Origin of the sequence: Peribacillus sp. YIM B13477, assembly GCF_042787955.1 — a bacterium.
GTDB lineage: Bacteria > Bacillota > Bacilli > Bacillales > DSM-1321 > Peribacillus > Peribacillus frigoritolerans.
Map to the genome: position 1 here is coordinate 305,545 of NZ_JBHZPD010000005.1, position 13,499 is coordinate 319,043.

A 13,499-nucleotide genomic window follows, 5' to 3' on the forward strand; every position below is an offset into this window, starting at 1 on the left:
GTTACAGACCCTTTAATACGAATTGGTGATGGTGCGATGACCCAAATCGTTCATCAGTCATCGCAGCTGTCCTATCACCTTTTTTTATTTATCCCAGTTTTTATGATCTAAATGAGAATATTTTTCTAATAATCTAGTAGGCATTTTTAATGCATCTTTTCTAAATGGCGGAGCCAATTGTGTTCCATCCACTTGTATATCAATGACAGTCGGTTTGTTTGATTTTATTGCTTTTTCAATGACAGCGCCTAACTCGTCTGCTTTTTCCACCCTAATGCCTACAGCCCCCATTGATCGGGCAACTTCTGCAAAATCAGGATTTTGGATATCCGCGCCTACAAAGCGGTTATTATAAAAATCGACCTGATTCTTTTTCTCTGCGCACCATGCATTATTATTGAAGACACATGCTATGACCGGTATGTTTTCTTCCACGGCCGTACTCACTTCATGTAAGCTCATGCCCCACGCACCATCTCCAACAATGGCTATAACGGGCGTATTCGGCTCAGCTAATTTGGCACCAAGTGCGGATGGGTAAGCAAATCCAGTATTCCCGAATGTAAGCGCAGCGATATGCCTGCGTCCCTGATTGAATTTCAAGTAAGCGTTTGCAGTTGAAGATACATTACCGATATCTGTAGTAACGATGGCATTTTCAGGCAACACTTTTGTCAATTCCAATAGGGCCCGACGCGGATTGATCGGGGTTCCATCGATCATCGCAAGATTCACCAATTCTTCTTCCCATTTTTGTTTTTCATTCGTAACTTCTACTATCCGCTCTTTTTCTTGTTTTAGGTTTGGTTTATTAGCCTTCAACCGTTTCAGTATTTCACGACTCGCTTCGCGGGCATCTCCGATGATCCCCACTTCCACAGGGTGCGTCCTCGCTATTTGTCTTGGGTTAATATCAATTTGGATGATTTGCGCATCTTTAGGGAAATAATCAATGTCATAGCATGGTAACGTTCCAAATACCGATAATCTTGTGCCTACCGCCAATATGACGTCCGCTTTCTTAAGTGTATTCATGGCAGCCTTTGAACCCATGTAACCGATTGGGCCGACTGACAATGGATGATCAGCAGGAAAAGCATCATTATGCATATATGAGACAGCTACCGGAGCCGTTAAATATTCTGCCATATTCTTGATTTCCTCAATGCCATCTGAATCAACCGTTCCCCTACCGGAAATGATTACCGGATACTGTGCCTCGGCTAAAATTTCTGCCGCTCTATCCAAGGATTCAGAAGACCCGCAGCCCCTTTCATCCACGCGATATTGATGTGGTTGAAGTATTTGATCTTCCACTTCACCATAGAAGTAATCACGAGGGATATCGAATAAAACCGGTCCCCTCTCGGCATAGGCAATCCGAAACGCTGTCCTTAGGCAATCAGCGACCCGGCCTGGGTGTGTCACTCTAACCGTTTCTTTCGTGATTGCCTTGAAGATGGAAACCTGATCGCATTCCTGAAAACCATCCCATCCAACTGTTGGTGTACCAGCTGAAGGTGATATGACCACCATTGGAGTATGAGCTTGATTGGCCGCTGCGACAGAGGTGACCATATTCGTCATTCCAGGTCCGTTTTGTCCGATGACAACTCCTGCAACACCAGAGACACGACAATAAGCATCTTCCATATGTGCTGCACTTTGTTCATGGCGGACACCAATGAAACGAATGCCTGCAGTTGGCAATAAATCAAGCATATCCATGAAAGCAGATCCCAAAATTCCCGAGATATGTTTAACTCCCTCGGCCACTAATGTCTCAACGATGGCTTCACTTGGTGTCATTTTTACTTTCGTACCTCTTAACATTTTTGTTTCGACCATAGCACATTCTCCTTAATTAAATTTATTTCTGATAACGACGTTGCGACGTCCGTACCAGTTATAAGATGTATAATACTACCAATAGGCGTAACAGTCAATAAATAAATTGAATATTTTGAATTAATTTGAAATATTTGTCCATCATAGTCACTAACTCATGTACTTGACTCTTTTTTAACCAATAAATATATCCTTTTTTTCAGTCAATCTGTAGTTGATTCTATCGATGATCTCCAATAAATCACCTATTTCATCAATTACGAAATCGGCACCAGCATTCAAAAAACGGTTTTCTGCATTTTTCATCCGTTTTTGCAGATCATATGGGTCCATTGCGTTGATTTCTGCTTCTGAAAGGCCGATCTCACTACCGCCCTTCAATACGGCAACAGTCCACATTCCCGCAGAAATGCCTTCTTTGATGTCACTGATCGTATCACCCACTTTAACGATTTTGCTGAGTGGATACACTTGGAGATTCATCGCCGTCTTAAAGCACATCCAAGGAGCAGGCCTACCTGTAGGCACATCGGTGGACGCAACGATGGAATCGGGTTGATAGCCCCATTTTTCCGCCTCTTCTTTAACAACATCAATCATTTCACGCGTATACCCCGTTGTCGAACCGATTTTTATTCCTTGCTGCCTTAAACGGCTGACTAATTCAATTACGCCGGGTATTGGCTTGGCGTTATCCTTTAGAACCTTAAAAAGCAAAGCCTCAAAGTCCTTATATAATGAATTTAAATCTCTTTCGTCCGGTTCTTTCCCGAATTTAGCACTCCATAAATTAGAGATTCGTTTCATTTTCAGGAGTTCCATAATATGATCCATTTTCAATAAACCCATAGGTTCCCTTGCTTCCTTAACGGTAATATCTATCCCCCTTATCCTGAATATCTCGACAAATGCTTGGACCGGTGCAAAACAACCATAATCCACCGTCGTTCCTGCCCAATCGAATATCACTGCTTGAACCTCTTTGCATTCATTTGCCCTTTCCATTGCTCCCCTCCTCATCTTACCTCCTCCAAAATCACTGCTAAACCAGGTAATAAAGAGAATTCAATTAACTTCTTCCAAAAATAACTGTAAATCTTCCTTTGTAGCTTTAGAGAGTCGTTTAATCTTTTCAAGGTCCTTTTCCGGATTCCCTGACTCCCCAATTAATGGGTAAAGGTTTTTCTCAATCCTTTCATACCAATCCGGGTATTCATCTTCCACTTGCTTTTCTATCGAATCCCAAACAGAACTCATTTCTTTTCCCATTTCTTGAATTCTCTCTGGATCCGCTTCCGCACTTAATTCTGTTTCCATTCCTTTAATGGATTGAATCACATCGCCGACACCTTTTTTAATGACCTCCGCATTTTGGGTTTCACCCGGATTTTCATTCATGACTGGGCTTTTTTCTTGTTGAGCCTCGTCCGGTTCAGCTGAATTGCCGCAGCCTGACAGCAATATGGCTCCAAGGACAACTCCACTGGTTATTACCCGTAAACCATTCAACATAACCCCTCCTTCATGATTTAAAAGACAGATGGCACCAAGCACTTATTGGCACAATTCTCTTTTTCTATTGGAATCATATTCTAGCTGATTAGTGAATTGAAGAATTTTGTCTGAGGAATTCCATAGAAGTAACCTTAAATTAAACCAATGGTGTAGAGCCAAAGCTATAACTTTTCAGAATTAGGGGAACCAGAGGCAATATTTAATTCATTCTCCAAATACTTCGCTTTTTTTCGCCGAATGAAAAAGAATGAACAAATAACGATCAAGCTAAATAGCATGGTAAAGATGAACTGCGGACGCTGCGAATCGATAAAAGCCATTAATATTAACACTGAAATCATGGAAATGATGGTTGCATAAGTCAAATACGGGAATAACCACATCTTGATCTTGAATATTCCAGGATTCTCTTTCTCCATTCTCTTCCTTAATCGGAGATGGGAAACCGCAATGGCCAGATAAACAAGAATTCCAACCCCGCCCGAGGAATTCACTAAAAAGAAAAAGATTTTATCAGGTGAAACATAACTGAAAATGGTGCTGATAAAGGCGAATATAGTAGAGCCGACTACAGCAAATATAGGGACACCGTTCTTGCTCACTTTAGAAAATAGCTTTGGGGCGTCACCCTTTTGTGCAAGTGAAAATAACATGCGTGAACTCGTATATAATCCCGAATTCAAACAAGATAGCAATGCAATGAGAATCACTATATTCATGATCAGGGCAGCAGAAGGGATACCCAGCATTTCAAGTACGGCGACAAATGGACTTTTCAGCAAAGAAGCCGAATTCCAAGGTAATAGCGTCACCAGTATGGCGATGGACCCGATATAGAAAATCAGGATTCTCCAAACCACACTATTCAATGCACTTCTAACTGATTTAACCGGATCACTGGTTTCACCCGCGGCAATCGCTGGAATCTCCACTCCAACAAATGCATGAAAAACGATTGCAACACCAACAAGCACAGAACTTAGACCATTTGGAATAAACCCGCCAAAGTTTAAAAGATTGGAAGTGCCAGGTGGTTTTATCGTTGGGATAAACCCTAATATCACGGCCACACCCAGGCACAAGAATAGTATGATACTGATTATTTTAATGATTGAAAACCAGTATTCGAACTCACCAAACGATTTCACGGAAAAAATATTCGTCATTTTCAATAGGATGATCAATGATAGACTTATGACCCAGACGGGAACGGAAGGGAGCCAGCTGTGAATGATTGCTGCTCCGGCCGTTGCTTCCAAAGCAATTACGATAACCCAAAAGAACCAATATAACCAACCTGTTGTAAAACCGGCCCATTCACCTATCCCTTCTCTTGCATAAACCGCAAAAGATCCAGTATTAGGATTCACTGTGGCCATTTCCCCAAGCATCCTCATGACTAAAACAACGATTAAGCCTGCCAAAACATATGATAATATCGCCCCGGGGCCCGTTTGACCAATAATGATACCGCTTCCTACGAATAAACCAGCGCCTATGACACCACTCAAAGATATCATCGTTAAATGTCTTTGTTTCAGACCTGGTTTCAGTTCTTCCTGTTGATGTTTCATACCCTCCACCAACTTTCAATAATTTGGGGAATCAACTAAGATAATCGCTACTTGAATGTAAAGCAGGCTTTTCAGCTGCCTGTCCTTTACACTTTCACAAAGATAAGTGGGAACTGGAAACATGGCATTTTCAAACAACACAGGGTATGACGCTATGAACTTAAGATTCAATATCACTAGTCCTCCTTCCTTAAGTCTATTTTGAAAAACGAAGCGAATCTAACATCACTACGTCATGATGTTAGTACCACTTTCTATGTGTATAATACACTCTGATTTTTTTAAAGTCAATTTAAAAATCAGAATATTTAGATAACAAAATGAACATTTTCATATAAAAAACGATGTCCATTAAGTCTGCAATTTTAGTTATTTTACTTCATTTACCTTTGGTGTTTCATCCAATACACTTTCCGTAGCTGACGTTACTGCCTTCTGCTTCCTATCCAGCATTTTCTTTAAAAGATATGAAAAAAGCAATGTAAAAGCAATTCCCTTAACAATCGATGCATACCCATAAACCAGAAGTCCCAATATCAGTACGATAAGATTAATAATCCTTATTGTCGCAGCAATATCTATTTTTTCATTTTTGTGATGTAATATTAAGGCGATCACGTCAAAGCCAACAGTGGAGGCATTTGCAGTTATACATAAATAATATCCTATCGCTATCAAAATCGAAGAAATGAAAATCACTAAAACGATATTCATATCAAAATGAATGTTCAATGAATAAAAAAAATTAAAAAAAACCATATAGCTAAGGGAACTTACGATCGACTTAAAAAAGTACTCTTTCCCTAGAAACACTAAACAAATGATTAACAGTATTCCTGTAACCAAATTGGCGAGCATGGCAATGTTATAGCCCAATAATGCATTCAATAATAATGCCGAGCTAGTTACCCCGCCATTGATGATTTCATTGGGAACGATTAAATAAGCATAGGCAAAGGTCATGGAAATGTTTCCTGCGATAATTTTCAATAAATCCTTCATACATTCTCACCATCCTGTTCGATATTTTGATAATGCTCCCCCCCTAAATATATATTTATACTTGAACGATAATAAGATTCGAACCTTTCACCTTTCGATATTTTGGAATGTTATTACAAAGAATGCATTTTTCTGTTCAAGTGATTACAATTATTCGCTAACCAGAATCCTCTCTCCTTCTAAATAAAAAAAATAAAATATCCCCCTTAAAACTTGAAGATGTTCATGGTCTATTACATAATCATTTAGACATTGCAGAGTTTCTATTCAACTTATGTAACTTGTGATTAGTTGACAAAAACTTTGATTTAAATAATTTAAATTCCATAGGGTTGGACAAATGTAAGGCTTTTACAGGTTAAAACTTCTTCCCCTTACATAATCATATTGGTTAGAAGGCAAATGCAAAAGCATACCCCCTAACCATTCCTAAAAAGTATTATCCCACAATAAAAAGCTGAGGGGGCCCCCTCAACTTTTTATTGTTCCATTAATTATTTCCCAAGAAATGTTACTTTCAATAGGTTGTGATTATCCTTTTCATGTCACGGATAATGCTGACTCATCTTTCATAAGCCTTTTACGATAAACCATATTGGACAGTTGTACACTCACTTCATAAAGCACAAGTAAAGGGACGATAACCAAAATGTCCGAAATTATATCTGGAGGCGTAATCAGGATCGAGATGATGACCAGGACGAAATAAGAAATCTTGCGAGACTTTTTTAACACTGCTGGATTGATGATGCCTAATCTGGTCAGGAACATGACCACTAGCGGCATCTCGAATAAAATGCCGAAAGGTAAGATCAAATTAATCATGAAACGAAAATACTTTTCCGCAGTGAACATCATCTCGAACTGCCCGGCCGATAGGGAAGTTAGGAAACCCAGCACTATTGGAAACAACACAAAATATCCAAATGAGATACCTGTGATGAATAGAATGAACAGTCCGGGTATGAAGCGAAATGTAACCCTTCTCTCTTCCGGTTTCAAAGCTGGAGCCACAAAGCGCCATAACTGATAGGCTGTAAGCGGAATCGTTGCAGCTATTGCGCAAACCCCAGCAATAATCATATATACCCATAGGACCTCACTCGGCCCGAGCACGGCAAGCTTTCCTTCCAAATCTTTAATAAGTAAATTATAAATATCCTGTACGAATATGAAGCTCATTATGAAAAAAGCCACAAAGCCTATCAGTGTTTTAATGATTCTGCTTCGGAGTTCCTCCATATGCTCAATAACGTGTAAATCCTTACTCTCCACTTTCACTCCCCCTTTTTAGACATATTATTTGCCATTTTGCAAATAGCGCTTCCCCTCTAACCCTTCTCATGAAAAGAAGCAGGCGAGTCTTTCCGCCCGCTCTATCTCATTTACTTCATCCCTCTTTTTTAACAGCTCTTAATGCAGCTTTATTCTCATTTTCTTCTTCTTTTTCTGTATCATTCACCAATCCTTTGGTTGCACTTTTGAATTCGGATAATGTCCGGCCAAATGCACGGCCTATTTCCGGCAGTTTGGACGGTCCAAAAATAATCAGTGCAATCACAAGGACAATCACCAAACCGGGTATTCCTATATTTGAAAGCATTCTTACTCACTCCTCTGTTCTTCTCATTTTTCTTCGCTACATTCCTGTCAAGCATCTTAAGGATTCCCTATCAATTAGTCACTTTCCCCTGACTTTTCATTCTTTGTTTTTCATGTGCGCGATTATGGGCACGTGTCCGATCCTCCTCGACTTCGTTCGTTTTTTGTGCACCTTCCATAACCGCTGCTGATGCAACCTTTCGCAGCCCTGTTTGATCCTTATCAAAAACAAAGGATGCTCTTGTCGATATATCCGCACCTGGTTCTGTCACGAATGGGACTACACGGTAATCCGCCTTCCATTGTTCTGGTGTTACTTTGCACCGGACATATCCCCTGTAATCATTAAAGAACTTTATATGCGGATTCTGACTTAGTATTTTATCCGTGTCCGCACGCTTATCCGCACCATTTCCGCCAGATGTGATCGAAGTGCCGACAAACTCCACACCGAAAATCTTTGAATTTGGATCATCGAAATCCGCCTTTAAATTGGCGGCCCAACTTGCATGTACATCACCAGTCAATACGACCAGATTTTCCAGATTGTTGCTTTTGATTACATCAATTAAGCGAACGCGTGCTGCCGGGTAACCATCCCAGGAATCCATGCTGAATTTTGGGGCGGTTGGTGTTCCATAATTCCGTTGTGCAAAGAAAATCTGCTGTGGCAGAACATTCCACTTCGTTTTTGATTTTGATAGATTGTCAGTTAGCCATTGTTCCTGCTCTGGACCTAGCAATGTCCGTTTCGGATCAAGTGACTCAGGCGTTTGCGGTGAACTTCCATCACCGTTTGCCTGATCATCCCGGTATTGACGTGAATCCAATACAAAGAAAGAGGCCAGGTCGCCATATGTGAAATTTCGGTATAACCTCATATCCGCTCCCTTAGGCAAAGATGATTTACGAAGGGGCATGTGCTCATAGTAAGCCTGATAAGCGGCGGCCCTTCTCTTGATGAAAGCTTCTACCGATTGTCCTTTTTCCGGGATGACATTTGCATAATTGTTTTCAACTTCATGATCATCCCAAGTCACGACCCATGGGAAAGCTGCATGTGCCGCTTTTAAATGGGTATCAGAGCGATATTGTGCGTATCTATTCCGATAATCTTCAAGTGTAATGATCTCTGGTCCACTATGTACACGGACATTACCTGTAGAAGAAACATATTCATTTGGTCCATATTCATATATATAATCGCCAAGGTGGAAGACAATATCCAGATCTTCCTTTGCCAAATGTTTATAGGCCGTATAATAACCATGCTCAAATTGCTGGCATGAAACAAACGCGAATGACAAGCTCGAAACACTTGAACCTATTGGCGGAAGTGTTTTCGTTTTCCCAGTCTGACTTACTTCCCCACCGCTTTTAAAACGGTAAAAATAGACTTTATCAGGTTTTAACCCGCTTACTTCCACATGTACGGAGTGGCCAAGTTCAGGCCTGGCTATTTCCTTACCTTGCTGGACAACCTTTCTGAAATTCTCATCCTTTGCCACTTCCCATTTAACCGAAATGGCTTCTTTTGGCATTCCTCCTCCATTCAACGGATCCGGTGCCAACCTTGTCCATAAAACGACACTGTCCGAGAGCGGATCTCCTGAAGCTACACCGAGAGTAAATGGATAATCACTGAATTTCGGGGCAGCATTCACTTCAATCCCGCCCATTGATTGGGCAAGAGCAAGACCTAATGAAAGTCCGGCAAGCTTACTCGCTCCCTGGATAAAATTTCGGCGGTCCATATTCTTACCTAATTCGCTCCAATTCTTAATTAAATCATCCATTGCTCTTTCATTATTCATTGATCTTTCCCTCCTATTATTTGAATCTGGTTCAAGTATAGAAAGCCATTTTTAAAGGTGTATGAAGATGTGTAAATCAATAAATCAATAAATTAGGAATTTTTAGGCAGGTCTTATGATACCCATTGAATACAAAAAGAGTTTTGATTCACTCATGCATTTACATAGCCCTACAAACTTTTACATATAACGACAGTCTTTCAGCCTAGTTCTCTTAACGAATCATTTATTTAATCGTTACAAATAACTTCCATGGGCTATTTTTACAATAAACCTTTAAAACTATAAAAGCTTAAAGAAGCCAGCGAAATAATGGAATAAAAGAAATATCGCCATCACTTGGTTGGATCCCACCGCAGTAAGGAAACCTTGATTCAAAGGAAGGTTTAGAAATCATCATGGTTTTCTGAAATCGGACTAATAATACTTCAGCAATAATTTTATAAGTGAATACTCACTTTTGGTTTAAAAACATCCTAATTTATGTAATAATAGTTTCATAACAAAAAAAGAAAGCACTTGAGGATTTTGCATTGGAGAGTATGGAAGCATTATTTGAAAAAATTGAGATATTGAGGAAAGAACTAATAACCACCGGATTGATTTACGGATTTACTGCCCCAAAAACATTACATAAAAGCCAGGAACTAGATGAACTGTTGAATTTACTTACAAATGAAAAAGAACCAAATGATTTAGAGTATGTCTAAAAAGCGGAATGAAGCCTGATTGATTTTTCTACTAATACTTCATGGAATCATCACTGTGTAGTTCATGCTTCTCTTACCTCTTATATTTTTCTTGGACTCGTGGTCTAATCTTTATGTAATATCCGCTAAATCATTAGCTAATTGTTAATATCATCACTCTTCCTAATTAAAAAGCATCCAAAATGAATGGATGCCTTTTTTAAATCAACGATTCTTTTACTCATATCATGGACAACCTAATATTTCCGCTGTGTTAATGATTCATTTCTATTTTAGTGACTGAAGGCCTTCCAATTCAGGGACAATATTGCTTATCTCCCTTCCAGTAACAACTGCAACGAGGTTCTTCGCCGCAAGCATGGCCATATCAAATCGTGTTTGATGAGTAGCTGAACCTATATGGGGCAGGGTTACCACGTTAGGCATGACCAAAAGCGGATTGTCATGCGAAACGGGTTCCTTTTCAAATACATCCAAACCGGCTGCAAGGATTTCCTTATTTCGCAGTGCTTCTATGAGGGCCTTTTCGTCCACCGTCTGACCACGTGATGTATTGATAAAGATCGCTGATTTTTTCATCAGTGCGAACTGCTCCCGTCCCATAAGATGCCTCGTCTCCGGTGTATAAGGGACCATTAATAGAACGAAATCTGATTCCCGTAAAAGGTGATCTAAAGAAGAATAGGTTGTACTGATCGTTTCCTCCTCTTCGGATTTCCTACGGCGATTATGATACAAAACTTCCATGTTAAAACCGAATTTGCCTCGTCTTGCAATAGATTCCCCAATCCTCCCCATACCGATGATGCCCAATGTTTTTCCATGAACATCAACGCCAAAGAGGGGTTCATCGCTTTTATTTCCCCACTTGCCATCCTTTACAAGCTTGTCCATTTCCGGAATACGACGGGCTGCTGAGAGCATTAAGGCTAAAGCTAAATCGGCCACGGTTTCATCGAGAACACCAGGTGTATTTGTACCGATTATGCTTCTCTTTTTCATTGCCTCCAGATCAAAGTTGTTGTAGCCTACCGAGATATTGCTGACAGCCTTTAGAAGTGGTGCATGGTCCAGAAGTTCATCATCTATTTTTTCTCCTGTGATGAGCAGTCCCTCCACATCAGAAATTTGCTTTAACAGTTGGCTTCTGGTAATGGGTTCAGGGCCGTTCCATTTTTCATACTGGCAATACTTCGAAATAAATGCCTCTACCTCGGCCGGCACTGGTCTTGCTATATACACTTTTGGCTTCAATTTATTTCCTCCTCGATAATACTATTCTTGAATAGGATGTTTTACAATAAACCAATAGCAGATTGCTGCGCATCCGGCGATTAAACCGCCAGATATAAAGGCGAGAGAGTAAGAACCAGTTGTATCCACTATCATGCCTGCCACAACAGGGGAAAAGGCTCCACCAAAATAACCGCCAAAATTCTGAATTGCTCCTACGGAAGCAACCATAGAAGGAGGGGCAATGTCGCCGGCGAGTGCCCATGCGCTGCCTGTAATGGCAGAAATAAAACAAAGAGCAAGGGTCAGTAAAAGTAAGGTAATAGCGAGCCCTTTAACAAGTGGAACTGCACACACAACAATAGCGGCCGAGATGGCACATATACTAATTAAGGCACGCTTTGCTTTAATAGGTGTAGTAATTCCCTTGTCGACCCATTTTTTAGTAAGATATCCTCCGAAAATATTGCCAAAGATTCCGCCAAGCCAAGGAATACCAGCATATATACCCATTTCTTTAAGTGAGACATGATGGACATCAAACAAATAAAGGGGAAGGAATACAAGGAAAATATTCCAGATCCAGATGGTACAGAAGAAGCCTAGAATCATCCCCCATACGCTTCGATATTTAAATAACGAACCCCATTTTATTTTTGATGATTGAATGCCTTGCTCCACTCCACCACCTTCCGACTTAATGTATTCAAATTCCTCCTTGGAAAGTTTTTGGCTTTTTTCAGGATTTTTATAAAAAATAACAAAACCGATCGCGAAAATGATGCCGATTACACCCGTAATATAAAACAACGCTCTCCACCCAAAAGTCACCATAATGAAAACGAGAAGTGGCGGTGCAATGGCAGGTCCCCATTTGGAGGAAGAATCCCAAATTCCAGTTGCCAGGCCGCGTTCCTTTTTTGGGAACCAATACGATGTAATCTTAGCCATCGTAGGAAAACACGGTGCTTCTCCCACTCCAAGTAAAATCCTTGCAGCAATAAATGAACCCATTTTATGAACGGCTCCCGTTAAAATGGTCGCACCACTCCACCAAATAAGCGCGATTGTATACACCTTTTTGGTCCCGAACCGATCGATCAGCCAGCCTGAAGGAAGCTGCATTAATGCATAACTCCAAGAAAAAAAGGTCCCCAATAACCCGATTTCGGTCACGCTTAGCCCGAGTTCCTTCATCATTTCGGGAGCTGCAATGGAGAGATTGGCACGATCTAGATAGTTGATTATTCCCCCAATCAATAACCAGATGACGACTGTCCAGCGAAATTTCCGGCCAAAATTTAATGGCTTTTCTTGCTTTGTTTCCATTCTTGCTTCCATACCTTATCCCCCCTTGTTATATAAAACGCCTAAATTGGCAGCGCTTCCAAAATAAGAAAAAGCCCAGTTCACTCTTGGAGAATATGTATATACAAGGAGGCTTTTGTTTTATAATATAAAACTTAGTTTTGGTTTTCTAACAAAAAAATAAAAAGATAATTCCTATTATTCTGTAAAGTATCGTATTATGAGGATGTGTGAATGTCAATCTTTATTCTTATTTTCAGGATTATATTCCTAGTAAACGTTATATGCCAAGTGGGGAAAATTGATAGACGTTTTTTTAAGTAGTAAAATCTTAACAGACTTTATCCCACAATCCATTTCATTTCCATCTCTAGCTTTGCTGCCGGGATGGTTGAGAGCCCATTCTATCTCTCAAAAATCTCGGGCAACGTTAAACGACGGTTAAGCTTTTATTATTTTTCTATAAGAAAAGCAAGCGCTCCTTATACATGTTGGCCGACCATAGACGTACCTGTTAAGGCAGCTGAAATCTACCAGATAAGTGGGATATTAATTGTTCGCTTGGCGCAACTGTATCCACTTTTCTATTTGACTTACTAAACCTTAATGAAAGCCGGGATGTTTAACGAAGATCCCATCCTTTCTCACTACATCTATATTTTTTGTCTCATCCTCAGCTCCTCACAGTGCATTGAGATACGCCAACTACTTCTCCTTGAGGATCTATTCATTGAATTTCATAAACTTTATTCCAACTTTGTTTTCTTCTTTTATTCTTTGTTTTCCGTTTATTCATTTAGATAATTATAAAATAATATATTATATTAGTTTTTTTTGATTGTAATTCCACTTATTGCTTTTAAATTAAACTATTGGTTCGTTCATTCAATAAG

General features: G+C 40.0%; 12 protein-coding genes. 1 reads left to right on the forward strand and 11 read right to left on the reverse strand.

Features of this window, described 5'->3' with window-relative positions:
- Positions 1 to 84: 84 nt before the first annotated feature.
- From xsc to ACFX4H_RS17365, 9 genes are all read right to left on the reverse strand, one after another.
- Entirely contained in the window at positions 85 to 1,848 is a 1,764-nt protein-coding gene (gene xsc / locus ACFX4H_RS17325) for a sulfoacetaldehyde acetyltransferase (protein WP_054396365.1), read from the reverse strand.
- Between the two features lie 174 nt (positions 1,849 to 2,022).
- On the reverse strand, positions 2,023 to 2,853 hold the full coding sequence (gene phnX, locus ACFX4H_RS17330) for a phosphonoacetaldehyde hydrolase (RefSeq protein WP_249598787.1): 831 nt from the start codon (positions 2,851 to 2,853) through the stop codon (positions 2,023 to 2,025).
- 60 nt (positions 2,854 to 2,913) lie between these two features.
- The gene (locus ACFX4H_RS17335; RefSeq protein WP_063591375.1) at positions 2,914 to 3,360 is read right to left on the reverse strand and encodes a hypothetical protein; all 447 of its coding nucleotides are present in this window, start codon (positions 3,358 to 3,360) and stop codon (positions 2,914 to 2,916) included.
- Between the two features lie 164 nt (positions 3,361 to 3,524).
- On the reverse strand, positions 3,525 to 4,937 hold the full coding sequence (locus tag ACFX4H_RS17340; protein ID WP_034312733.1) for an amino acid permease: 1,413 nt from the start codon (positions 4,935 to 4,937) through the stop codon (positions 3,525 to 3,527).
- Between the two features lie 15 nt (positions 4,938 to 4,952).
- Complete coding sequence (locus ACFX4H_RS17345) at positions 4,953 to 5,108, reverse strand: hypothetical protein (RefSeq protein ID WP_377435922.1); 156 nt, start codon at positions 5,106 to 5,108, stop codon at positions 4,953 to 4,955.
- Between the two features lie 198 nt (positions 5,109 to 5,306).
- The gene (locus tag ACFX4H_RS17350; RefSeq protein ID WP_241635672.1) at positions 5,307 to 5,939 is read right to left on the reverse strand and encodes a YitT family protein; all 633 of its coding nucleotides are present in this window, start codon (positions 5,937 to 5,939) and stop codon (positions 5,307 to 5,309) included.
- 540 nt (positions 5,940 to 6,479) lie between these two features.
- Entirely contained in the window at positions 6,480 to 7,181 is a 702-nt protein-coding gene (tatC, locus tag ACFX4H_RS17355) for a twin-arginine translocase subunit TatC (RefSeq protein ID WP_377307356.1), read from the reverse strand.
- A 148-nt stretch (positions 7,182 to 7,329) separates the two neighbouring features.
- Positions 7,330 to 7,542 (reverse strand): twin-arginine translocase TatA/TatE family subunit, encoded by a 213-nt coding sequence (locus tag ACFX4H_RS17360; protein WP_034312740.1) that lies wholly within the window; start codon positions 7,540 to 7,542, stop codon positions 7,330 to 7,332.
- A gap of 70 nt (positions 7,543 to 7,612) precedes the next feature.
- Positions 7,613 to 9,355, reverse strand: coding sequence for an alkaline phosphatase D family protein (locus ACFX4H_RS17365; RefSeq protein WP_377435923.1), 1,743 nt, complete (start codon positions 9,353 to 9,355; stop codon positions 7,613 to 7,615).
- 542 nt (positions 9,356 to 9,897) lie between these two features.
- On the opposite strand from ACFX4H_RS17365, the gene ACFX4H_RS17370 reads away from it, so the two are divergent.
- Complete coding sequence (locus ACFX4H_RS17370) at positions 9,898 to 10,065, forward strand: aspartyl-phosphate phosphatase Spo0E family protein (RefSeq protein ID WP_082352106.1); 168 nt, start codon at positions 9,898 to 9,900, stop codon at positions 10,063 to 10,065.
- Between the two features lie 267 nt (positions 10,066 to 10,332).
- On the opposite strand, the gene ACFX4H_RS17375 is transcribed toward ACFX4H_RS17370, so the two are convergent.
- Together ACFX4H_RS17375 and ACFX4H_RS17380 are read right to left on the reverse strand one after the other, a co-directional pair.
- Complete coding sequence (locus ACFX4H_RS17375) at positions 10,333 to 11,319, reverse strand: 2-hydroxyacid dehydrogenase (protein ID WP_377435924.1); 987 nt, start codon at positions 11,317 to 11,319, stop codon at positions 10,333 to 10,335.
- A gap of 21 nt (positions 11,320 to 11,340) precedes the next feature.
- Positions 11,341 to 12,639 carry an MFS transporter gene (locus ACFX4H_RS17380; protein WP_377435925.1) on the reverse strand — a complete coding sequence of 433 codons (1,299 nt, stop codon included), beginning with the start codon at positions 12,637 to 12,639 and terminating at the stop codon, positions 11,341 to 11,343.
- Positions 12,640 to 13,499: the final 860 nt, after the last annotated feature.

Coding starts and splice junctions, on each gene's coding strand:
- xsc (WP_054396365.1), bottom strand. CDS start 1,848: ATGGTCGAAACAAAAATGTTAAGAGGTACGAAAGTAAAAATGACACCA.
- phnX (WP_249598787.1), bottom strand. CDS start 2,853: ATGGAAAGGGCAAATGAATGCAAAGAGGTTCAAGCAGTGATATTCGAT.
- ACFX4H_RS17335 (WP_063591375.1), bottom strand. CDS start 3,360: ATGTTGAATGGTTTACGGGTAATAACCAGTGGAGTTGTCCTTGGAGCC.
- ACFX4H_RS17340 (WP_034312733.1), bottom strand. CDS start 4,937: ATGAAACATCAACAGGAAGAACTGAAACCAGGTCTGAAACAAAGACAT.
- ACFX4H_RS17350 (WP_241635672.1), bottom strand. CDS start 5,939: ATGAAGGATTTATTGAAAATTATCGCAGGAAACATTTCCATGACCTTT.
- tatC (WP_377307356.1), bottom strand. CDS start 7,181: ATGGAGGAACTCCGAAGCAGAATCATTAAAACACTGATAGGCTTTGTG.
- ACFX4H_RS17360 (WP_034312740.1), bottom strand. CDS start 7,542: ATGCTTTCAAATATAGGAATACCCGGTTTGGTGATTGTCCTTGTGATT.
- ACFX4H_RS17365 (WP_377435923.1), bottom strand. CDS start 9,355: ATGAATAATGAAAGAGCAATGGATGATTTAATTAAGAATTGGAGCGAA.
- ACFX4H_RS17370 (WP_082352106.1), top strand. CDS start 9,898: ATGGAAGCATTATTTGAAAAAATTGAGATATTGAGGAAAGAACTAATA.
- ACFX4H_RS17380 (WP_377435925.1), bottom strand. CDS start 12,639: ATGGAAGCAAGAATGGAAACAAAGCAAGAAAAGCCATTAAATTTTGGC.